We start from the raw sequence: 19627 nt of genomic DNA on the forward strand, positions 1-19627 counted from the left end.
GGGGCTGAATGCTCAACACGCTTTCAGGCAGATTCCTGATCCTGACCACGGTCTTCGTGATGTTGGCCGAGATCCTGATCTTTGTGCCCTCCATCTCTCGGTTCCGGCTCGACTATCTGGCAGACCGGCTGGAACGCGCGCAGATTGCGTCGCTGGCACTGCTTGCAGATGATATGCTTGAGACTGAGCTGGAGGCAGAGCTCTTGGAAAACGCGGGCGTTTTCAACGTGGTTCTGCGGCGGGATGAGGTGCGTCAACTGGTGCTGTCCTCGCCGATCCCTTCGCCAATTTCCGGCACCTATGATTTGCGGATGAGCAGCCCGTTTGCGCTGATCGGCCACGCCATGAAGCGGCTGGTCACCCCGGAAAACCAGATTATCCGAGTGATCGGCGCGCCGGTGCGTGATGCAGGGCTGCTGATCGAAATCACAATTGAGACCAAAGACCTGCGCGATGCGATGATCGACTATGGGCTGCGCATTCTGCTGCTGTCGGCGGTGATCTCCATCTTTACCGCAGTGCTGCTTTTTGCGGCGGTGCGCCGGTTCATGGTGAAGCCGATCAAGGGTGTCATCGGTTATATGCAGCGCTATGCCGCCGCACCGGAGGACGCCCGCGGCATTATTCACCCCAGTGCCGGGGTGCGCGAGCTGCGCGAGGCCGAAGAGGCACTGATGCAGTTGCAGACAGAGCTGACCCAGGCGCTGAAACAGCGCGAGAGGCTGGCGCAGCTGGGCGGTGCGGTGGCCAAGGTGAGCCATGATCTGCGCAATATTCTGACGTCAGCGCAGCTGTTCACCGACCGTATCGAGATGAGTGAAGACCCGCTGGTTCGTCGCTTGGCGCCCAAGCTGGTGAATTCGATCACCCGTGCGGTGTCGCTGTGCGAGGGGACGCTGGCGTTTGGCCGGGCAGAGGAACCGGCGCCGACCTTTGGCCGCGTGTCCCTGTATGGGCAGGTCGAGGATATTCTGGAGAGCGAGAGCCTGGCAGGGGGCACAGAGGGGCGGATCCGTTTCCTGAATGAGGTGCCTGTGGATCTGAGCCTGCGGGCCGATCCCGAACAGCTGTTTCGGATCGTGATGAACCTGGTCCGCAACGCGCGTCAGGCGATCGAGGCCACGGGGCAAGAGGGGCAGATCACTCTCTCTGCCCGCGAAGACACCGAAACCTGGTGGATCTCCGTTGCGGATACTGGCCCCGGTCTGCCGCCAAAGGCACGCGAGAATCTCTTTACCCCGTTTCAGGGCGGTATCCGCAAAGGCGGCACCGGTCTGGGCCTTGCTATCGCCGATGAGCTGGCGCGCGGCCATGGCGGCATGGTGGTTTTGCGCGAAACTGGACCAGAGGGCACCGTGTTTGATATATGTCTGCCCAAGGGCGACGGGACCCTCTAAGGGTTTGTCGTCTGTAAGGCGCGCCGGATGCGTAAAAATACGAAAACCTGCGACAGGCTGACATTTTAGGCTTGCACCCATGCGCCACTCCCCTTAAACCCCGCCGCAGTGGACCGATAGCTCAGCTGGATAGAGTACTTGACTACGAATCAAGGGGTCGGGGGTTCGAATCCTCCTCGGTCCGCCACTAAATTCTTGTTGAATGTCAGATGTTTTTGACTTTTCCGTCACGACATTGACCCAACAGAGTACCGGCCGAATTCTTTCGCCGCCACAGTGACCCAAAATCAGAAAACTGCTCGCTAACGTTCCGTGTTGTCCAAAAAATTGCGTTGCGTCATTGTGTCAACATGCGTCAGCCCACAAAACAACATTTGGATCGACATGAACGCCTCAAGGCCGATCTTCGAGTCCGGGGAAGCTCTCTCGCAAAGATCGCCCGCGAATTGGGCGTGACTGACTCTGCTGTCACCTTGGTGGGCAAGAGAATGTGCCGGCCTGCAAAGATCGAGCAGGCTTTGGCGGACGCTTTGCAAACTACGCCAGAGCAGCGTTTCCCTGATCGTTACGAAGAGAGATAGAGCGGCCATTCACGCCTGGCGCGGCAAATGCCCGGTCAGGGCCCTTCGCAGTCATTCAGGCCTGTCCTGTGTGCTGCGAGTGTTTTGGGCTGCTTTCAACCCTTTCCTGACATTCGTGCAAGGTGCGGCGAGAGACCAAGCCGGTGATGAGGCTGGTCTTGCCCGCACCGGAGCCACCCGTCACGACGAAGAAATGGTCGCTCATGGGCCATCCTCGGTTTTGACAAAGGGGAGGGCCGCGAAGCGATCAACACGCCGAAAAAGCGCGGATCAAAGCAGCATAGATTTTTGAAGGGAAAACAGCACCTGTCTGCACGACAGAGGTAAATCCTCTAACGAGAAAGGCAAAACTATCTGGTGCTTTTCAAGAGTGATTTGGTGGAGCCTAGGAGGATCGAACTCCTGACCTCCTGCATGCCATGCAGGCGCTCTCCCAGCTGAGCTAAGGCCCCAAATCATCCGCGTGTCGTTGCCGTCTCGCGGTGTGTGTCGGTGATTTAAGGGAGGCTGGCGCGCGCCGCAAGCGGAAAATGCACCATCATCCGAGATTTTTTCGACACCTGAAACATGGGGATCCGGGGGAGGTGGCAGCACCTCCCCCAAGGGCCGTATGGCCTTAGGTATCGTCGTCTTCGGCGGCGACGTCGGCAATCTCGTCAAGCGAGACATTGTCCTCGTCGTCGTCATCATCCAGGACGTCATCGCCCAGATCCAGATCGACGTCTTCATCATCATCAAGCACCGCGTCGTCGCCGTCGGTTTTTTCCTTGGCTTTGCGGCTTGCCGCATCTTCGGCGTCGGCTTCGATCATGCGGCTTTTGCCGTTGTTCAGTTCGACAACCTCACCGGTGTAGGGGCTGACGATCGGGTTTTTGTTCAGGTCGTAAAAGCGCTTGCCGGTTGTCGGGCAGACGCGCTTTACACCCCATTCTTCATTGGGCATGTGGATCCCCTTGATTTTCTGCTGAGTCGGTTCGACGATTCAGGTGCCTTGCCATATGCGTGGGGTGCTGTCAAAGCCTTTGCCAAAAAGGGGGGCCGTAATGGCTGATCATCATCTGCCCGGAAATCCACCGGTGCCGCTGACTCTGCGCCGGTCGGCGCGGGCGCGCCGGATCAGTTTGCGGATCTCAGGTTTGGATGGACGGGTGACGCTGACTTTGCCCTCTCGGGTGCCTGATCGCGAGGCGCTGGCCTTCGCCCGAGAGAAGGAAAGCTGGATCCGGGAGCACCTGTCGAAACACCCGGACAGCATAGCTGTTGACTATGGCTGCGTGCTGCCAATCGACGGGCGACCACGGCAGGTGGTGGCAGGGCCCGGCCGCCGGGTATTGCTGGAGGCGCGCAGCCTGATCGTGCCCGGTGCCGAAAAAGGCGCGAACCCAGGGCGGCGTATCCAGCGATACCTACAAGAGCTGGCCCGTGATCGCTTGGCCGGGGCCTCTGACGGCTACGCGGCGGTGCTGGGACGCAGCTACAGCCGGATCAGCCTGCGCGACACCCGGTCCCGCTGGGGGTCCTGCTCATCCGATGGGGCCCTGATGTATTCATGGCGCCTGATCTTGGCGCCGCCGGAGGTGTTGCGCTATGTTGCGGCTCATGAGGTGGCCCATCTGGCTGAAATGAATCATTCGCCCGCATTCTGGGCGGTCGTGCAGCAGCTCTATGGCAACTACGATGGCGCACGGGACTGGCTGCGCCGCGAAGGCAATCACTTGCATCGCTTTCGGTTCAGCGCACCATAAATCGGCTCTGGTGACATGATGCACGTTTCGGTTGACGGTGGCTGTATTTGTGATCACAAGATCCGCCATGTCCAATCCCATTCGCCCCACCGCTGAACCGCCCACGGGATCCGCCCATGACCGTGTTTATCGCGCGTTGCGCACCCGCATTATGCATGGAGAGGTCGCGCCCGGACAGGCGTTGACGCTGCGTGGCATCGGGCGGGAGTTTGAGGTGTCGATGACACCTGCCCGCGAATCGGTCCGACGTCTGGTGGCTGAAGGGGCCTTGTTCCTGTCCTCTTCAGGGCGGGTCTCGACGCCCGAGCTGACCAATGAGCGGATCGAGGAACTGGCCGCTCTGCGTGCCTTGATTGAGGTGGAACTGGCAAGCCGCGCCCTGCCACGGGCGCATATGGCGCTGATCGACCGGTTGCAGAGCATCAATGCCAATGTGGCCGAGATGATCTCGAAACGCGACGCCTGCGGCTACATCCGTACGAATCTGGAGTTTCACCGAACGTTGTATCTGCGTGCGCAGGCACCGGCGATGCTGGCCATGGCAGAGACCGTTTGGTTGCAACTGGGGCCAACCATGCGGGCGCTTTACGGGCGTCTGCGACGAACCGAGCCGCCGCAGAACCACAAGCTGATTATTGCTGCGCTGAAAGCCGGGGATGAGCCGGGGCTGCGGCTGGCGGTGCGGTCTGATGTGACCCAAGGGCTGCGGTTGCTGGCGGGGTAGGTCGCGCAGTCAGCTGCCGCTAAGCGCATCGCCCAGCGTTTTTGTCCCGCGATCACTGGCCTTTGGCACGACGCGATAGAGTGCGTTGACGCAGCAAAACAAGGCAAAGCCCAAGAGGCCGATACAGAGGGCGGTGACGAGGACTTGCCCAAAGACCTGCCCCCGTAACCAGTCAAATACGCTGCCGATACCGTCTGGATTGTCGGCAGAGGCCGACATGGCGGCCTTAATGATCAATGCGCCAATAACGCCGATGACCACGCCGTTCGCAGCGACACCGATTTTCAAGGGTGTATTAAGGCGCCGGGTGGTCGCGTTGGCTTTGAGATGTGTTCGGTAGCCTTCGTTCCATGCCTTGTGAAGGTAGTAACCCGCTGCACCCAGCGTCAGCAGGCCAGCCACCCCGAGGAGGATCGCGCCGACCGGCGACGACGCAAGCTGTGCGATCTTATCACCGCCGGTGCCACTACCGGACTGATGGTCGATCAAAACTGTGACGGCAAGCCCCGCCATGATGAAGTGGACGAGACCCGTCACCACCATCGCCGTGCGGGCGATCAGGCCCTTGATACCAGCCCCGTATGCTTCGAGGTCCCAGACGCTGTCGACCACACGCCAGACTGCGTAGGCTGCCAATCCCAGAATGATTGCGAGTAGTACAATTGTACCCCAGCCACCATCCAGCCATTCCAGCGCTTCCGTGGTGCCTTTTGCACCGCCGCCCTGCCAGATCGACCAGAGCGATGTACCGGAAATCGTCAGATAGACCAGCGCCCGACCACCGTAGCCTGCACGCATAATGGGTATTGCCCAAGAGAAGTCATCGGGGTTGATCTGGTCAAGGATCTCATTGCGGGTTTGTTGCGAGGGCAGGGCGCGATTTGCGCGCCCTGATTTCAGGCGGTCTGACATGATGGCGCTCCTGACCCTGAGAAAGGGCATTTACTGGTTAAATGCGCAACACCGCAGTATTGTTCCGAATTTGAGTGTCTCAGGGCAGGCAGGAATAGCAAAAAACCCCGGCGCAAAGGCCGGGGTTTCATTTTAAATCAGAGCGTTGCAGGTGGCCTTAGGCCGCCAGCCCCTTGGAGCCGATGTCCAGGAACTTTTGGCGGCGGTCCTTGATCAGGGCGGCGGCGTCCTTGCCGTCCAGCTCTGCCAGCATGTCGGACAGCGCGCCGCGCACCGCCTCAAAGGCGGCATCAGCATTGCGGTGGGCGCCACCGAGCGGCTCGGGGATGATCTTGTCCACCACGGCCAGTTCCTTGAGGTTCTGGGCGGTGAGGCGCAGGGCCTCTGCGGCTTCGCGCATCTTCTCGGCATCTTTCCAGAGGATAGACGCGCAGCCTTCGGGGCTGATCACAGAGTATACGGAATGTTCCAGCATCGCCACGCGGTTGGCCGTGGCAAAGGCCACAGCACCGCCAGAGCCGCCTTCCCCAATGATGATGGAGATCAGCGGCACGCCGATTTTTAGGCACATTTCGGTTGAGCGGGCGATGGCCTCGGACTGGCCGCGCTCTTCGGCCCCTTTGCCGGGGTAGGCACCTGCGGTATCGACCAAGGTCACAACGGGCAGACCAAACCGGCCGGCCATTTCCATCAGGCGGATTGCCTTGCGGTACCCTTCGGGGCGGGCCATGCCGAAGTTATGGGCGATACGCGCCTTGGTGTTGGAGCCTTTCTCATGGCCGATCACCATCACGGGCTGATCGTTGAACCGGGCCAATCCGCCCATCACAGCCAGATCATCGGCAAAGTTCCGGTCGCCGGCCAGCGGTGTATATTCTGTGAACAGCGCGTCGATATAGTCGCGGCAATGGGGGCGTTCCGGATGACGGGCCACCTGACATTTGCGCCAAGGCGTCAGATCCTTGTAGAGATCGATCAGCAATTGCGCCGCCTTCGCATCCAGGGCGGCGGCCTCATCGGTCAGATCAGCCTCTTCATTTGCCCGTGCCAGGGCGCGCAGTTCTTCCGCTTTGCCTTCGATTTCGGCCAACGGTTTCTCAAAATCCATGTACTGGGTCATGTCGTCTCACTCGAGCGGTTTGCCCGATATATGGCCCCAAGGGCCGACGGATGCAACTCAGCAAGATTTGTGAAGTGCTACTATGGCATTCAAATCGGGTCAGAAGAGGGACGTTTTCCATGAGCAACTCCTATGAGGACCGCATTCTGCGGGTGCTGGGATATATCTACGACAACCCGGAGGGGGATCTGTCGCTGGATGCGCTGGCGGATGTTGCGGCGATGTCGCGGTTTCACTGGCACAGGGTATTTCGCGCCCTGACCGGGGAAACCTGCGCGCAGGCGGTGCGCCGGATCCGGCTGCATCTGGCCGCAACAGCGCTGGTGCAGGGCGCAGCCCCGGTTGAGAGCATCGGCCGCGCCGCAGGGTATCCCAACACGCGATCTTTCGCGCGGGTCTTTGCCGAGAGCTATGGGGCGTCACCCGCGGCCTTTCGCAGGAAGGGCCGTCTTCTGCCGCCCAATCCCAACCTGATGTCCCAAGGAGACCCTATGTTCCCCACCACCATTCGCGATGAACCCGCCCGCACCCTGGCCGCATTGGCCCACAAGGGGGCCTATAGTGAGATCGGCCGCAGCTTTGAGGCGTTCTCAGCGCTGTGCACGGCGCGCAATCTCTGGCCGCAGATGCGCCAGATGATCGGCGTCTATCTCGACAGTCCCGATACAGTCCCCGATGCCGAGCTGCGCAGCTATGCCGGGGCAAGCACGGCTGAGGGGGTCGCCCTGCCTGAGGATATGGAAGAGGTGGCTCTGCCCGGTGGTAAGACCGCAGTGATGACCTACAAGGGGCCGTATTCCGGCATCCATGCCGCCTATAGCGATCTGTTTGGAGCGTGGCTGCCACAGTCGGGCGAGGAACCCGCCGATGCGCCCTGCTATGAGATCTATCTCAATGATCCGCATCAGGTCGCACCGGAGGAGTTGTTGACGGAGATCTGCCTGCCGCTGAAGTGACGCTCAGCGCTGCAGCAGGATCGCGGCCAGCGACGCAAGAAGCAGGGCCGCCATGGTCCAGTTGAAAGCCCGCAGCTGTGCGGGGCGGGTCAGCAGCCGACGCAGCTGCTGGCCCAGCAATGTCCAGGTCGAGGCCGAGAAACTGCCCACCAGAAGATAGGTGCCGGAGACCCAGAGAATGGCAGTCACATCGCGGCTGGTCGCATAAAGGGTGATTGCGCCAAGGGCCATCGCCCAGGCCTTGGGGTTGACCCACTGGAAGGCGCAGGCCTGAAGGAAACTCAGCGGTGTCCCCTGCGCCTCGCCATCGCGCGGCGGGGCCGCATTGGCGACTTTCCACGCCAACCACAGCATATAGGCCACCGACAGTGCCGTCATGATCCAGGTGAGCGCGGGGAAGGCATCAAACAGCTGCATCACCCCGAGGCCGACCGGTAGAATCATCAACGGAAAACCGACTGCAACGCCGGTGAGATGCGGAACTGAGCGACGAAAGCCGAAATTTGCACCGGAGGCCATCAGCATCAGATTGTTGGGTCCGGGCGTGAAGACAGTGCCAAAGACAAAGGCGGCGAGGGCGAGGAAGAGTTCGTAAGTCATGGCGATGAAAATGCAGGGCATTTGAGCGAATGAAATTGCGTTCTCTACGAATTATCGTCATGTTTTGCAACAAATGGCGAAGCTGGATCAAATAAACGACAGGATATTGCAGGAGTTGAACCGCGACGGGCGGATCAGCAATCTTGAGCTGGCGGATCGCGTGGGGCTGTCGCCTTCTGCCTGTCTGCGTCGGGTGCAGGAGCTGGAGCGCAGCGGAATCATCACCGGATATCGTGCGGTGTTGAACCGGCAGGCGATGGGCGTTGGCTTCGTCACCTACATTGGGGTGGGTCTGGGCGAGCACACCAAAGAAGCGCAAGAGGCGTTTGAGGTGGCCATGCGGCGGGCGCCGGAGGTCGTGGAGTGCCACAATATCACCGGAACCATCGAATATCTGTTGCGGGTCGAATGTGCGGATCTGCCCAGCTACAAGCAGTTTCATACCGACATTCTGGGGACATCTCCCTATGTGACCTCAATCACCACCTATGTGGTGATGGGATCGCCCAAGGATATGCGGGCCTGAAAGCCGGGGCGGCGTTTTTTGAGTATTTTGGGAAAGGTGACGGGGCTGACGTCAGTCCGCGCCTGTGAGGTTCTGCATGGCGATGGCGGGGGATGTCAGCACCGGAATCTCTGTTTCAATCAAGGCGGCAGCTCCGGCCATGGAGGCCTGCGCCAGCACCACGCAGGAGGTATCGGCCACCAAGGCGAGGCTGGTGCTGACCCAGGTGGCGATCTGTTTGTGGAACAGATCGGTATCGCCTGCGGTGAAATGTGGCCAGAGACCGGTCAGAGGCAGGGTGCGGATTTCTGTTGATTTGCCGAGGTCGCGGAAGGCGCGCTCCAACAGGGCCGTAGAGGGCGCGCGCGTGCTTTCCAGACAATAAGCAATCAGCACCGGTCCGCCGATCTGCGCCGCAGCCTGCATCATCGGCCAGTCGAGCCGGGTGGCGCCGGCGCTTTCGGCCAACTCTCCCAATGTGGTGCAAGTGCAGAGGACAGGGCCGGTCAGGCGCTGGATTTCGGCGGTGATTTCCCGGCGAAGCGCGTCGTCGATGCCGTCTTGTGCCCGCTCCAGCCAGCCGGGACGGACGATATGATGCAGCTTTGCTGCGCCCGCCAGCGCATCGAAGCTGGCGACATGGACCTCGGCAGTATGAATCAGGGTGAGATCGACCATGTGCTTCGCCTGCCTTTGCCTACATCTTGACGGATTACTGTTCTTCCGGGGGCACTGTCGCACCCCCGGTTTTACAAATCATTAGCCGTTCTGGGCGATCAGCTCCGATTGGGCCACGATCACCTCAGCCTGTTTGATGGAGGCTATATCGACCAGACGGCCCTTGTAGACAGTGGCACCTTCGCCATTGGCCTTGGCTTGCTCCATGGCGGCGAGGATTTCGCGCGCCTCACCTACGGCCTCATCCGAGGGGGTGAAAACCTGATTGGCCAGCGCGATCTGTTTGGGGTGGATGGCCCATTTGCCCACCATGCCGAGCGTGGCGGAGCGTTTGGCCTGAGCGATGTAGCCATCGTCGTCGGAGAAATCCCCAAATGGGCCATCAACCGGCAGAATGCCATGTGTGCGGCAGGCGGCGACAATGGCGGCCTGCGCCCAGTGCCAGGGGTCGGACCAGTGTTTTTCGCCCGCGCGCAGCATATAGTAGTTCTCCTGCGTGCCGCCGATGCCGGTGGTCTGCATGCCCATGGAGGCGGCGAAGTCTGCAGCCCCGAGGCTCATGGCCTGCAGGCGGGGGCTGGCGGCGGCGATGGCCTCAACATGTGCAATGCCGGCGGCCGATTCGATGATCACCTCGAAGGATATCGGTTTGGTTCGGCCCTTGGCGCGTTCAATCGCCGTGACCAGTGCGTCAACGGCATAGACATCTTCGGCGCAGCCCACTTTGGGGATCATGATCTGGTCCAGCCGGTCACCAGCCTGCTCCAGAAGATCGACCACATCGCGGTACCAATAAGGCGTATCCAGCCCATTGATCCGCACGGAGATGTATTTGTTGCCCCAGTCGACGGTGTTCAGGGCCTCAATCACATTGGCGCGGGCCACGTCCTTGTCCAAGGGCGCGACCGAATCCTCAAGGTCGAGGTTGATCACATCTGCTGCGGAGGCCGCCATTTTGGGAAACAGCTTGGTGTTGGAGCCGGGGCCAAACAGTTGACAGCGGTTCGGGCGGGCCGGGGCGGCAGGTTGGATGCGAAAGCTCATGTTGTCGACCTCTGGGTAATGATGTGTCGTAATTTCTTGTTGTTTTGGTATTAAGTTTCAAGGAGAGCTGCAAGCGTTTTGTGCAGCCGCAGCATTGCGCGTGCAGAAACAGATGCTGTGGGGATCGATCCGGGTGAGGGTGTAAGCAAGGAACGGGCGTATATCATCCTTGATAGGGAGGATCTTCTGGTATTTCTCATTCAGTTCGAAGATTCATGCGTCAATTTTCAAATGTTGCGCAGAATTCGGGATCCTCTCGCGGGCGCGCTCTCCTACACTCGCGCGGAACTCGACTATTCCTGAGGAGGCCCCGCCATGATCGAGACCCCATATCTGCTGTTTCTGGGTGATGCGCCCGATATGCTGGCCGCCAAGGTGGCCATCGGTATTCGCGACTGGCGCCCTGACCACGCCGTGGGTCAGATCCGCCTGCCTGGCTGTGGCGCGGATCTTGGTCTGACCGATATGTCGCTGGTCGAGGCCAAGGCGGCGGGTGCCAAAACGCTGGTGATCGGCGTTGCCAATCGTGGCGGCGTGATCTCTCCGGCATGGAAAGAGGTGCTGATTGCAGCCTTGGAGATGGGCTATGATCTAGCGTCCGGTCTGCACAATCTGTTGCGGGACGAGGGGGATCTGGTCGCGGCCGCCCAGACCCATGGTGGTACGCTGCATGATGTGCGCGTGCCGACCGTTGGCTATCCGATCGCCAATGGCGTTAAGCGCAGCGGCAAACGCTGCCTCGCTGTTGGCACCGATTGTTCAGCGGGCAAAATGTATACCGCGCTGGCGATGGATGCCGAGATGCAGAAGCGGGGCATGAAGTCGACCTTCCGCGCGACGGGTCAGACAGGTATCCTGATCACCGGCCACGGTGTGCCTCTGGATGCGGTGATTGCCGATTTCATGGCCGGTGCCATCGAGTATCTGACCCCGGACAATGAGGACGATCACTGGGATCTGATCGAGGGGCAGGGCTCATTGTTTCACGTGTCCTATTCCGGTGTGACCATGGCGCTGGTGCATGGTGGCCAGCCGGATGCGCTGATCCTGTGTCATGAGCCGACCCGTGAGCATATGCGGGGTTTGCCGGGCTACAAGCTGCCGAGCCTTGAACAGCTGCGCGATACGGCGCTGCCGCTGGCGCAGGTGTCCAATCCAGACTGCAAAGTTGTGGGTATCTCGGTCAACACCCAGCACCTGAGCGAAGACGAAGCGAAATCCTATCTCGCCGAAGTTGAGGCCCGTATGGGGCTGCCGGCTGTGGATCCCTATCGCCATGGCGCGGGCCGTCTGGTGGACGCGCTGGACGCTGTGTGATCTAACCCCTGCTGCCGCCGGGGGTGGGCCGAAGGGGCCGGAGCCTCCGGCGGGAGTATTTTTGGAAAGATGACATTGGGGTGCCCGGCCGTGCGGGTGTCCTTTGGGCCTTTTCCGGTTCTTTAGACAAAGAAAACAACCGTAGTTATGGAGAGACAAATGCAGATCAGCGTGACACCCGATATTTTCAAGCTGGCGCAGGTCTTTACCATTTCCCGAGGATCACGCACCGAGGCCAAGGTGCTGACCGTGCGTATCAAGCAGGACGGTGTGACCGGTCGTGGTGAATGCGTACCCTATGCGCGCTATGGTGAGACGCTAGAGAGTGTGACCGCCGAGATTGAAAGTCTGCCAGAGCGTTTCAGCCGCGAAGAGCTGCAATCGCTCTTGCCTGCGGGTGCTGCGCGTAATGCGGTTGATTGTGCGCTCTGGGATCTGGAGGCGAAGCAGGCAGGCAAGCGGGTCTGGGAGTTGGCAGGTTTGCCGGAGCCAAAGCCCGAGATCACCGCCTATACGCTGTCGCTGGACAGCCCTGAAAACATGAGGGCGCAGGCCGCCAAGAATGCCCATCGCCCGTTGTTGAAGATCAAGCTGGGCACTGCCGACGATATGGCCCGCCTGGAAGCTGTGCGCGCTGGAGCCCCGGAGGCGCGCATCATTGTCGATGCCAACGAGGGCTGGAGCGCCGAGGTCTACGCTGACCTTGCCCCGCATCTGGTGCGACTGGGGGTGGCGCTGGTGGAACAGCCGCTGCCTGCGGGGGAGGATGCTGCCCTTCTTGGGATGGAGCGTCCAGTGCCAGTCTGTGCAGATGAAAGCTGTCATGACCGTGAGAGCCTGGCCGCGCTGGAGGGGAAGTACGACGTCATCAACATCAAGCTGGACAAGACCGGCGGTCTGACCGAAGCGCTGAAATTGCGCGATGCGGCGCTGGCGCGGGGCTTTGAGGTGATGGTGGGCTGTATGGTCGGATCTTCGCTGGCCATGGCACCTGCGACACTGGTGGCACAGGGGGCGGTGGTCACCGATCTTGACGGGCCGCTTCTGTTGGCCGAAGACCGTGCGGAACCGTTGAAATTTGACGCAGACGGCGTGCACCCGCCGGAAGCGGCCTTGTGGGGCTAAGGAGAGCACTATGACCCGTACCGTATATGTAAATGGCGACTACTTGCCGGAGGATGAGGCCAAGGTCTCGGTTTTTGACCGCGGTTTTCTGATGGCAGATGCTGTCTATGAGGTGACCTCGGTACTGGGCGGAAAGCTGATTGATTTTGAAGGCCATGCCGTGCGTTTGAAACGGTCGCTGGATGAGCTGGAGATGGCGGAGCCCTGCAGCAAGGAAGAGCTGCTGGAAATCCACCGTAAGCTGGTGGAGCTGAACGGTATCGACGAGGGGCTGGTCTATCTGCAGGTCAGCCGTGGCTCTGATGGGGATCGTGATTTTGTCTTCCCCTCGGCGGACACCACGCCGACCATCGTGTTGTTCACGCAGAACAAGCCCGGCCTGGCGGACAGCCCGGCGTCGCGCAAGGGCGCTAAGATCATCTCGATCGAGGATATTCGCTGGGGCCGTCGCGACATTAAGACCGTGCAGCTGCTTTACCCGTCCATGGGCAAGATGATGGCCAAGAAGGCCGGGGCCGATGATGCCTGGATGATTGAAGATGGTCACGTGACCGAAGGGACCTCCAACAACGCATATTTCGTGAAGGATGGCGTGATTGTTACCCGCCCGCTGTCCAATGACATCCTGCACGGCATTACCCGCAAGGCGGTGTTGCGCATGGCAGCGGAGGCCCAGCTGAAGATCGAAGAGCGCCTGTTCACAATTGAGGAAGCGAAAGAGGCGGATGAGGCCTTTACCACATCGGCTTCCGCCTTTGTGATGCCGGTGGTTGAGATCGACGGCGTAGCGCTGGGCGATGGCACACCGGGTCCGATCGCCAAGCGCCTGCGCGAGATCTATCTGGAAGAGAGCATGAACGCGGCGATCTGATCACGCTGTTACGAAAGACATAGATAAGGCCGCCCCGGTTTCCGAGGGCGGCCTTGTTGTTGGCGAGATCTCAGCGGCCGTTACAGCAGCGACATCAGTTTTTTCGCTGCGTCCTCTGACGAGGCCGGATTTTGGCCGGTGACCAGCTTGCCGTCGATGATGGCAAATTCAGCCCAATCATTCTGTTTTTCGTAAAGGCCGCCGTTGGCTTTTAACATGTCCTCGACCAAGAAGGGCACCACATCGGTGAGGCCGACGGCCTCTTCCTCGGTGTTGGTGAAGCCGGTGACGCGCTTGCCCGCGACCAGCGGTTTGCCGTCCGTACCCTGCGTGTGCCGGAAAATCGCGGGGGCATGGCAGACGGCTCCAACCGGACGGCCGCTCTGGGCAAAGCCTTCGATCAGACGGCGGCTGTCGGCGTCTTCGGCCAGGTCCCACAGCGGGCCGTGACCACCCGGGTAGAAGACCGCGTCGAAACCTGCGTCCTGCACGTCGGCCAGCACCTTGGTGTTTGCGAGAGCGGACTGGGCGGTGTCGTCGGATTTGAAGCGGTTGGTTGCCTCTGTTTGGGCGCTTTCATCGTCGCTTTTGGGATCGAGCGGTGGCTGGCCGCCCTTGGGCGACGCCAGGATGATCTCGGCCCCTGCATCCTTGAACACGTAGTAGGGGGCAGCGAATTCTTCCAGCCAGAAGCCGGTTTTTTCGCCTGTGTCCCCGAGCGTGTCATGCGAGGTGAGTACCATGAGAATTTTCATCGGTCGTTTCCTTTGCTTATCAGTCTGGGATCAATCAGCGAGGTGGATGACGCGCTTACCAAACGCCTCACCTCTCAAGAGACCAACGAATGCTGCGGGCGCTTGTTCCAGGCCTTCGATCATTTCTTCGCGGTATTTCACTTTGCCTTCCTGCACCCAGCCGGTCATCTGCTTGGCAAATTCCGGGTAGAGATGGCCGAAATCGTCAAAGACGATGAAGCCGCGCATGGTGATGCGTTTGCGCAGCAGCTGGCCCATCAGATAGTTCATCCGGTCGGGACCTTCGGGCAGGGCAGTGGCGTTGTACTGCGAAATCAGGCCGCAGAGCGGGATGCGGGCAGAGGGGTTGAGGAGTGGCATCACGGCGTCAAAGACAGCGCCGCCGACGTTTTCGAAATAGATGTCGATGCCATCCGGAACCGCCTTGGCGAGGTCGTCAGCAAAGCCGTCTGCCTTGTAGTCAATGCAGGCGTCAAAGCCCAAAGTGTCGATGACGTGCTGGCATTTCTCAGCCCCACCGGCGATGCCGACCACGCGCAGGCCGAGGATTTTTCCAATCTGGCCGACGGTTGCGCCAACCGGGCCGCTGGCGCCTGCGACAACCAGTGTTTCGCCTTCTTTGGGTTGGCCGATCTGGGTGAGACCCGCCCAAGCGGTGAGGCCCGGCATGCCCAGAACACCAAGCGCCCAGGAGGGGTTCTGCGGGGTCTTGCCCATGTTGATCACGCCGGTGCCGTCCGACAGCGTGTAGTCCTGCCAGCCGCCGAATGCGACGACCCAGTCGCCTTTTTCATATCCCTTGACGTTGGAGGTGACGACCTCGGCCACGGTGCCGCCAACCATGACTGCGTCGATTTCGACAGGGGCGGCATAAGAGGGCGCGCTGCTCATCCGGCCGCGCATATATGGGTCCAGTGACAGATACTCGTTGCGCAGCAGCATCTGGCCTTCGCCTGGGGTGGGCACTTCGGTGGTGTCTAGGCGCAGAGTGCTGTCTGTCGGCTCGCCCTTGGGGCGTTCGGCGAGGACGAACTGGCGGTTGGTGGTGGATGTCTGTGTCATGTTTGGATCCTTTTCTGAAGGAATTAGACCGATCGTCTAGTGATCGGCAAATTTATTGACGGCAAGCATTTGCGCCAGAACGGCTCTGACTGGCTAGGTTTGCCGGGGCGGGGGAAGCATGGTCCGGGTCTGGACCATGGCGGTGTCAAACGGGGTGCTGTCCTGTGACAGATGGGCCATCAGGCTGGCCCCAAGCCAGATCTGATAGAGGGATGTTGCAGTCTGGACAGGGTCGACGTCCGGGCTGAGAGAGCCGTCCTGCTGACCTTTACGCAGGCAGTCGGCGAGCCGGGCAGTAATGCCTTCAACGGCCCGTTGCAGGATGCCGCGCATCGCCGGGGAGAGATCCGCGATTTCAGCGGCCAGTTTGACGATGAGGCATTTTTGACCGGCCATGTCCGAGCTCTGCCGCTCTTGCCAGGCGGTGACATAGGACAGCACCTGATCGCTCCCTGTCAGCGACGGGTTGTTCAGCGTGGGCGTCAACTCAATCCGGTACTGGTCGACGTAGTGACGCAGCAGGGCGCAGCCGTAGTCCTCTTTGGAAGAGAAGTAGTGATAGAAAGACCCCTTGGGTACCTGTGCCGTCGCAAGCAGCTCCGTCAGGCCGACGGAGGTATAGCCGCGCTGCGCCGTCAGTGCGCGTCCAGTGTCCAGAATATGCAGTCGGGTGTCACTCATGCGAGTAGACATAAGATCACTAGACCGATTGTCTAGTGGAGGTCGCAGTTTTTTTCCCATCCCCCAAAAATGAGACAAGGCCCCGCGTCTGCGAGGCCTTGCGCTGGCTGATACCAAGTGATCGGGAGGTGTTACTTGATCATCAGCTGAGGGGAGACAACGTCGATGCCCAGAGCCTTGCCGACCGCGAAATAGGTCAGCTTACCAGCATGGACGTTCAGGCCGTTCAGCAGATGCGGATCGTCAGCGCAGGCTTGTTTCCAGCCTTTGTTTGCCAAATTCAGCAAGAATGGCAGGGTGGCGTTGCCCAAGGCCTGGGTCGAGGTGCGGGCAACAGCACCCGGCATGTTGGCCACACAGTAGTGCATGATGCCGTCGACCTCATAGATTGGGTCGGCGTGGGTGGTGGCCTTCGATGTTTCAAAGCAGCCGCCCTGGTCGATGGCGACATCCACCAGCACTGCACCGGGCTTCATCTCGCTGAGTTGTGCGCGAGACACCAGTTTGGGGGCCGCGGCACCGGGGATCAGAACCGCGCCGATCACCATGTCTGCATCACGCACCAGCTCAGCGGTGGCCCCTGCGGTGGAGTATTGGTTCTTGAAGTCACGACCAAAGATATCGTCGAGATATTTCAGGCGGGTCAGGGACCGGTCGAGAATGGTGACATCTGCGCCCATGCCAGCGGCGATCTTGGCTGCGTGGGTGCCAACGACACCGCCGCCGATCACCACAACCTTGGCCGGGGCCACGCCGGGGACGCCGCCCATCAGGACGCCACGACCGCCATTGGCCTTTTGCAGGGTATAGGCACCAACTTGCGGAGCCAAACGGCCGGCAACTTCGGACATTGGAGCCAGCAGAGGCAGGCCGCCACGGTCGTCGGTCACGGTTTCATAGGCAATCGCGGTGCAACCGGAGTCCAATAGATCACGGGTCTGGTCTGGATCGGGGGCGAGGTGCAGATAGGTGAACAGCAGCTGGCCTTCGCGCAGCATCTTGCGCTCAACCGCCTGCGGTTCTTTCACCTTCACGATCATATCGGCGGTGGCAAAGATCTCTTCTGCGGTGTCGATGATTGCGGCGCCTGCGGTGGTATAGTCTTCGTCGGTGAAGCCTGCGCCCATCCCGGCACCGGCCTGAATCAGGACGGTATGACCATGGTTTACGGCTTCACGAGCGGCGTCCGGCGTCATGCCGACGCGGAATTCCTGGGGCTTGATCTCTGTGGGGCATCCGATTTTCATGTAATCACTCCTCCTACATGCTTGCGTTATTGTGCCGCAGTAAGGGGGAGATTTGCTGCTTTTTTAGGCGAAATAAAAAGGTGCATATCGAAGGTTCTTCGAATAAGTTCACCCCTCATCGAAGGATCTTTCACTATATGTCACTTGATCACACGGATCGTCGCATCTTGCAGGTGTTGCAGAAGCAGGGCCGGATATCCAACGCCGAGCTGAGCGAGCAGGTGAACCTGTCGGCATCGGCCTGTCACCGGCGCGTGCAGCGGCTGGAGACGGACGGGTATATCCGTAATTACGTCGCTCTCTTGGATGCGCGCAAGATGAACCTGCCGGCGACCGTCTTTGTGGAGATCACGTTGCAAAGTCAGGCGGATGAGTTGCTGGACGCCTTTGAAAAGGCAGTGGCGCGTATCCCGGATGTGTTGGAGTGTCATCTGATGGCAGGCACTGCGGACTACATTCTGAAGGTGGTGGCTGAAAACACCGATGATTTTGCCCGCATCCATCGCCAGCACCTGACGCGACTGCCTGGTGTGGCCCAGATGCAAAGTTCCTTTGCGCTACGCACGGTGTTCAAAACCACGGCGCTGCCGGTCTGATACACGTGCCCGCGCGGGTCTTCGCGTGGCTTGTCAGGCGAGGGGATCTGGGAAAGACTGCCCCGGCAGAACAAGACGGCAGGATTGTCGCGGGCGGGGGCGTATGGACTGGGATTATATCATTGTCGGGGCAGGCAGCGCGGGTTGCGTACTGGCCAACCGGTTGAGCGCGGCAGGTCAGCGGGTGCTGCTGCTAGAAGCGGGTGGCAAAGACAATTACCACTGGGTGCATATCCCGATGGGATATCTTTATTGCATCAACAACCCGCGCACCGATTGGATGTATCGGACAGAGGCGGAGGCCGGTCTGAATGGGCGCGCGCTGATCTATCCGCGCGGCAAGGTTCTGGGCGGTTGTTCGTCCATCAACGGAATGCTCTACCTGCGCGGACAGGCGGCGGATTATGATGGCTGGCGCCAGCGCGGCCTTATTGGCTGGGGCTGGGATGATGTCCTGCCCTATTTCAAGAAGTCCGAGGATTACGTCGACGGCCCCTCTGACATGCACGGGGTCGGCGGCGAGTGGCGGGTGGAGAATCAACGTCTGCACTGGGAAGTACTGGATGATTGGATGCAGGCCGCCGCCGAATGGGGCCTGCCGAAAGTTACGGATTTCAATACCGGCAACAATGAGGGCGTTGGCTATTTCCGGGTGAACCAGCGGAGCGGCTGGCGGATGAACACCGCGAAGGCGTTTTTGCGCACGGCGACTGGTGAAAACCTGAAGGTAGAGACCGGCGCCCACACCCGGCGCATCCTGATCGAGAATGGCCGTGCCGTGGGGGTGGAATATAGTCAGGGTGGCGCGGTGAAAACAGCGCGGACCGGTGGTGAGGTGCTGCTGTCGGCCGGGGCCATCAACAGCCCGCAGATCCTTCAGCTGTCTGGTCTGGGTCCGGCAGACCTGCTGCGCGACCACGGGATTGCGGTGCAGCGTGACATGCCTGAGGTCGGTCAGAACCTGCAGGATCATCTGCAATTACGCTGCGCCTGGCGGCTGAAAGGGGCAAAAACACTCAATACGCTGGCGAATTCTTTGATCGGCAAGGCAAAAATTGTAGCTGAATATGCCATGCGCCGGTCCGGTCCGATGTCGATGGCCCCCAGTCAGTTAGGGGCGTTTTCCCGCTCGCGCCCGGATCTGGCGACGCCGGATCTGGAATACCATGTCCAGCCTCTGACGCTGGAGGCTTTTGGTCAGCCGCTGCATGATTTTCCGGGGTTGACGGCAAGCGTCTGTAACCTGCGCCCTGAAAGCCGGGGCGAGGTTGCGATAACCAGCGCGGATCCAATGCAGGCGCCGCGCATCGCGCCGAATTACCTATCGACCGAAGGCGACCGTCAGGTCGCGGTTGCGGCGATTCGACAGGCACGGGCGATCATGGGGCAGGGGGCCATGCAGCGTTATGCACCGCAGGAGCTGAAACCCGGCGGCGGTTCGGATGATGAGGCGGATCTGATGCAGGCGGCAGGCGCGATCGGGACAACCATCTTTCATCCGACCTGCACGGTCCGGATGGGCGCGGAGGAGGCGGCCCCGTTGGACGACGCGCTGCGTTTGCGCGGGGTTGGCGGCCTGCGGGTGGTTGATGCCAGCGTGATGCCGATGATTCCCAGTGGCAACACCAATGCGCCGACGATCATGATTGCGGAAAAGGCAGCTGACATGATTTTGAGCGATCATCGCGGGTAATTGGCCGCGCGGGCAGCA

The 19627-nt window shown here is 60.4% G+C and carries 22 protein-coding genes and 2 tRNA genes; 12 read left to right on the forward strand and 12 right to left on the reverse strand.

Features of this window, described 5'->3' with window-relative positions; genetic code table 11:
- The first annotated feature begins 8 nt into the window (after positions 1-8).
- The 3 genes from PhaeoP97_RS02180 (at position 9) to PhaeoP97_RS02190 (ending at position 1978) form a co-directional block, all read left to right on the forward strand.
- Positions 9-1397 (forward strand): sensor histidine kinase, encoded by a 1389-nt coding sequence (locus PhaeoP97_RS02180; RefSeq protein ID WP_072503686.1) that lies wholly within the window; start codon positions 9-11, stop codon positions 1395-1397.
- Between the two features lie 110 nt (positions 1398-1507).
- A tRNA-Arg gene (locus tag PhaeoP97_RS02185) sits at positions 1508-1584 on the forward strand.
- 163 nt (positions 1585-1747) lie between these two features.
- Positions 1748-1978 carry a helix-turn-helix domain-containing protein gene (locus tag PhaeoP97_RS02190; protein ID WP_072503687.1) on the forward strand — a complete coding sequence of 77 codons (231 nt, stop codon included), beginning with the start codon at positions 1748-1750 and terminating at the stop codon, positions 1976-1978.
- Positions 1979-2033: 55 nt separating this feature from the next.
- On the opposite strand, the gene PhaeoP97_RS20595 is transcribed toward PhaeoP97_RS02190, so the two are convergent.
- The 3 genes from PhaeoP97_RS20595 to PhaeoP97_RS02200 all read right to left on the reverse strand — a co-directional run bounded on the left by PhaeoP97_RS20595 (position 2034) and on the right by PhaeoP97_RS02200 (position 2921).
- Positions 2034-2183, reverse strand: a complete 150-nt coding sequence (locus PhaeoP97_RS20595; RefSeq protein ID WP_237028972.1) for a hypothetical protein — start codon at positions 2181-2183, stop codon at positions 2034-2036.
- A gap of 171 nt (positions 2184-2354) precedes the next feature.
- A tRNA-Ala gene (locus PhaeoP97_RS02195) sits at positions 2355-2430 on the reverse strand.
- Positions 2431-2594: 164 nt separating this feature from the next.
- Positions 2595-2921: a TIGR02300 family protein gene (locus PhaeoP97_RS02200; protein WP_072503688.1), complete on the reverse strand. Its 327-nt coding sequence runs from the start codon at positions 2919-2921 to the stop codon at positions 2595-2597.
- A 100-nt stretch (positions 2922-3021) separates the two neighbouring features.
- On the opposite strand from PhaeoP97_RS02200, the gene PhaeoP97_RS02205 reads away from it, so the two are divergent.
- A complete protein-coding gene (locus PhaeoP97_RS02205; protein ID WP_072503689.1) occupies positions 3022-3723 on the forward strand; it encodes a M48 family metallopeptidase in 702 nt (233 codons plus the stop codon).
- Between the two features lie 67 nt (positions 3724-3790).
- Positions 3791-4447 carry a GntR family transcriptional regulator gene (locus PhaeoP97_RS02210; protein WP_072503690.1) on the forward strand — a complete coding sequence of 219 codons (657 nt, stop codon included), beginning with the start codon at positions 3791-3793 and terminating at the stop codon, positions 4445-4447.
- 9 nt (positions 4448-4456) lie between these two features.
- On the opposite strand, the gene PhaeoP97_RS02215 is transcribed toward PhaeoP97_RS02210, so the two are convergent.
- Both PhaeoP97_RS02215 and PhaeoP97_RS02220 read right to left on the reverse strand, forming a co-directional pair.
- Positions 4457-5359 carry a DUF1206 domain-containing protein gene (locus tag PhaeoP97_RS02215; protein WP_072503691.1) on the reverse strand — a complete coding sequence of 301 codons (903 nt, stop codon included), beginning with the start codon at positions 5357-5359 and terminating at the stop codon, positions 4457-4459.
- Between the two features lie 157 nt (positions 5360-5516).
- The gene (locus PhaeoP97_RS02220; protein ID WP_072503692.1) at positions 5517-6479 is read right to left on the reverse strand and encodes an acetyl-CoA carboxylase carboxyltransferase subunit alpha; all 963 of its coding nucleotides are present in this window, start codon (positions 6477-6479) and stop codon (positions 5517-5519) included.
- 119 nt (positions 6480-6598) lie between these two features.
- On the opposite strand from PhaeoP97_RS02220, the gene PhaeoP97_RS02225 reads away from it, so the two are divergent.
- The gene (locus PhaeoP97_RS02225; protein ID WP_072503693.1) at positions 6599-7435 is read left to right on the forward strand and encodes an AraC family transcriptional regulator; all 837 of its coding nucleotides are present in this window, start codon (positions 6599-6601) and stop codon (positions 7433-7435) included.
- A 3-nt stretch (positions 7436-7438) separates the two neighbouring features.
- Here PhaeoP97_RS02225 and PhaeoP97_RS02230 read toward each other — a convergent pair whose 3' ends face one another.
- Positions 7439-8035: a LysE family translocator gene (locus PhaeoP97_RS02230; protein ID WP_192849676.1), complete on the reverse strand. Its 597-nt coding sequence runs from the start codon at positions 8033-8035 to the stop codon at positions 7439-7441.
- Positions 8036-8108: 73 nt separating this feature from the next.
- Between PhaeoP97_RS02230 and PhaeoP97_RS02235 the strand changes: the two genes are divergently transcribed.
- Positions 8109-8561, forward strand: a complete 453-nt coding sequence (locus PhaeoP97_RS02235; RefSeq protein WP_014875927.1) for an Lrp/AsnC family transcriptional regulator — start codon at positions 8109-8111, stop codon at positions 8559-8561.
- Positions 8562-8612: 51 nt separating this feature from the next.
- On the opposite strand, the gene PhaeoP97_RS02240 is transcribed toward PhaeoP97_RS02235, so the two are convergent.
- Both PhaeoP97_RS02240 and PhaeoP97_RS02245 read right to left on the reverse strand, forming a co-directional pair.
- Positions 8613-9218 (reverse strand): hypothetical protein, encoded by a 606-nt coding sequence (locus tag PhaeoP97_RS02240; protein ID WP_072503695.1) that lies wholly within the window; start codon positions 9216-9218, stop codon positions 8613-8615.
- An 81-nt stretch (positions 9219-9299) separates the two neighbouring features.
- On the reverse strand, positions 9300-10262 hold the full coding sequence (locus tag PhaeoP97_RS02245; protein WP_072503696.1) for an L-malyl-CoA/beta-methylmalyl-CoA lyase: 963 nt from the start codon (positions 10260-10262) through the stop codon (positions 9300-9302).
- A gap of 315 nt (positions 10263-10577) precedes the next feature.
- On the opposite strand from PhaeoP97_RS02245, the gene dgcN reads away from it, so the two are divergent.
- The 3 genes from dgcN to PhaeoP97_RS02265 all read left to right on the forward strand — a co-directional run bounded on the left by dgcN (position 10578) and on the right by PhaeoP97_RS02265 (position 13575).
- Positions 10578-11579 (forward strand): N-acetyltransferase DgcN, encoded by a 1002-nt coding sequence (gene dgcN / locus PhaeoP97_RS02255; RefSeq protein WP_072503698.1) that lies wholly within the window; start codon positions 10578-10580, stop codon positions 11577-11579.
- Between the two features lie 159 nt (positions 11580-11738).
- On the forward strand, positions 11739-12704 hold the full coding sequence (dgcA, locus tag PhaeoP97_RS02260; protein WP_072503699.1) for an N-acetyl-D-Glu racemase DgcA: 966 nt from the start codon (positions 11739-11741) through the stop codon (positions 12702-12704).
- Positions 12705-12714: 10 nt separating this feature from the next.
- The gene (locus PhaeoP97_RS02265; RefSeq protein ID WP_072503700.1) at positions 12715-13575 is read left to right on the forward strand and encodes a D-amino-acid transaminase; all 861 of its coding nucleotides are present in this window, start codon (positions 12715-12717) and stop codon (positions 13573-13575) included.
- Between the two features lie 80 nt (positions 13576-13655).
- Here PhaeoP97_RS02265 and PhaeoP97_RS02270 read toward each other — a convergent pair whose 3' ends face one another.
- The 4 genes from PhaeoP97_RS02270 to ald all read right to left on the reverse strand — a co-directional run bounded on the left by PhaeoP97_RS02270 (position 13656) and on the right by ald (position 17320).
- Complete coding sequence (locus PhaeoP97_RS02270) at positions 13656-14330, reverse strand: type 1 glutamine amidotransferase domain-containing protein (protein ID WP_072503701.1); 675 nt, start codon at positions 14328-14330, stop codon at positions 13656-13658.
- 30 nt (positions 14331-14360) lie between these two features.
- Positions 14361-15392, reverse strand: coding sequence for an NADP-dependent oxidoreductase (locus PhaeoP97_RS02275; protein WP_072503702.1), 1032 nt, complete (start codon positions 15390-15392; stop codon positions 14361-14363).
- A gap of 93 nt (positions 15393-15485) precedes the next feature.
- Entirely contained in the window at positions 15486-16073 is a 588-nt protein-coding gene (locus PhaeoP97_RS02280) for a TetR/AcrR family transcriptional regulator (RefSeq protein WP_237028973.1), read from the reverse strand.
- A gap of 131 nt (positions 16074-16204) precedes the next feature.
- Positions 16205-17320: an alanine dehydrogenase gene (ald, locus tag PhaeoP97_RS02285; protein ID WP_072503704.1), complete on the reverse strand. Its 1116-nt coding sequence runs from the start codon at positions 17318-17320 to the stop codon at positions 16205-16207.
- Positions 17321-17457: 137 nt separating this feature from the next.
- Here ald and PhaeoP97_RS02290 point away from each other — a divergent pair, with 137 nt between their 5' ends.
- Both PhaeoP97_RS02290 and PhaeoP97_RS02295 read left to right on the forward strand, forming a co-directional pair.
- On the forward strand, positions 17458-17916 hold the full coding sequence (locus PhaeoP97_RS02290) for an Lrp/AsnC family transcriptional regulator (RefSeq protein WP_014881173.1): 459 nt from the start codon (positions 17458-17460) through the stop codon (positions 17914-17916).
- A gap of 103 nt (positions 17917-18019) precedes the next feature.
- A complete protein-coding gene (locus tag PhaeoP97_RS02295) occupies positions 18020-19609 on the forward strand; it encodes a GMC family oxidoreductase (protein ID WP_072503705.1) in 1590 nt (529 codons plus the stop codon).
- Positions 19610-19627: the final 18 nt, after the last annotated feature.

This window comes from Phaeobacter porticola, from assembly GCF_001888185.1.
Classification (GTDB): Bacteria; Pseudomonadota; Alphaproteobacteria; order Rhodobacterales; family Rhodobacteraceae; genus Phaeobacter; species Phaeobacter porticola.

Coding starts and splice junctions, on each gene's coding strand:
- PhaeoP97_RS02180 (WP_072503686.1), top strand. CDS start 9: ATGCTCAACACGCTTTCAGGCAGATTCCTGATCCTGACCACGGTCTTC.
- PhaeoP97_RS02190 (WP_072503687.1), top strand. CDS start 1,748: ATGCGTCAGCCCACAAAACAACATTTGGATCGACATGAACGCCTCAAG.
- PhaeoP97_RS20595 (WP_237028972.1), bottom strand. CDS start 2,183: ATGAGCGACCATTTCTTCGTCGTGACGGGTGGCTCCGGTGCGGGCAAG.
- PhaeoP97_RS02200 (WP_072503688.1), bottom strand. CDS start 2,921: ATGCCCAATGAAGAATGGGGTGTAAAGCGCGTCTGCCCGACAACCGGC.
- PhaeoP97_RS02205 (WP_072503689.1), top strand. CDS start 3,022: ATGGCTGATCATCATCTGCCCGGAAATCCACCGGTGCCGCTGACTCTG.
- PhaeoP97_RS02210 (WP_072503690.1), top strand. CDS start 3,791: ATGTCCAATCCCATTCGCCCCACCGCTGAACCGCCCACGGGATCCGCC.
- PhaeoP97_RS02215 (WP_072503691.1), bottom strand. CDS start 5,359: ATGTCAGACCGCCTGAAATCAGGGCGCGCAAATCGCGCCCTGCCCTCG.
- PhaeoP97_RS02220 (WP_072503692.1), bottom strand. CDS start 6,479: ATGACCCAGTACATGGATTTTGAGAAACCGTTGGCCGAAATCGAAGGC.
- PhaeoP97_RS02225 (WP_072503693.1), top strand. CDS start 6,599: ATGAGCAACTCCTATGAGGACCGCATTCTGCGGGTGCTGGGATATATC.
- PhaeoP97_RS02230 (WP_192849676.1), bottom strand. CDS start 8,035: ATGACTTACGAACTCTTCCTCGCCCTCGCCGCCTTTGTCTTTGGCACT.
- PhaeoP97_RS02235 (WP_014875927.1), top strand. CDS start 8,109: ATGGCGAAGCTGGATCAAATAAACGACAGGATATTGCAGGAGTTGAAC.
- PhaeoP97_RS02240 (WP_072503695.1), bottom strand. CDS start 9,218: ATGGTCGATCTCACCCTGATTCATACTGCCGAGGTCCATGTCGCCAGC.
- PhaeoP97_RS02245 (WP_072503696.1), bottom strand. CDS start 10,262: ATGAGCTTTCGCATCCAACCTGCCGCCCCGGCCCGCCCGAACCGCTGT.
- dgcN (WP_072503698.1), top strand. CDS start 10,578: ATGATCGAGACCCCATATCTGCTGTTTCTGGGTGATGCGCCCGATATG.
- dgcA (WP_072503699.1), top strand. CDS start 11,739: ATGCAGATCAGCGTGACACCCGATATTTTCAAGCTGGCGCAGGTCTTT.
- PhaeoP97_RS02265 (WP_072503700.1), top strand. CDS start 12,715: ATGACCCGTACCGTATATGTAAATGGCGACTACTTGCCGGAGGATGAG.
- PhaeoP97_RS02270 (WP_072503701.1), bottom strand. CDS start 14,330: ATGAAAATTCTCATGGTACTCACCTCGCATGACACGCTCGGGGACACA.
- PhaeoP97_RS02275 (WP_072503702.1), bottom strand. CDS start 15,392: ATGACACAGACATCCACCACCAACCGCCAGTTCGTCCTCGCCGAACGC.
- PhaeoP97_RS02280 (WP_237028973.1), bottom strand. CDS start 16,073: ATGAGTGACACCCGACTGCATATTCTGGACACTGGACGCGCACTGACG.
- ald (WP_072503704.1), bottom strand. CDS start 17,320: ATGAAAATCGGATGCCCCACAGAGATCAAGCCCCAGGAATTCCGCGTC.
- PhaeoP97_RS02290 (WP_014881173.1), top strand. CDS start 17,458: ATGTCACTTGATCACACGGATCGTCGCATCTTGCAGGTGTTGCAGAAG.
- PhaeoP97_RS02295 (WP_072503705.1), top strand. CDS start 18,020: ATGGACTGGGATTATATCATTGTCGGGGCAGGCAGCGCGGGTTGCGTA.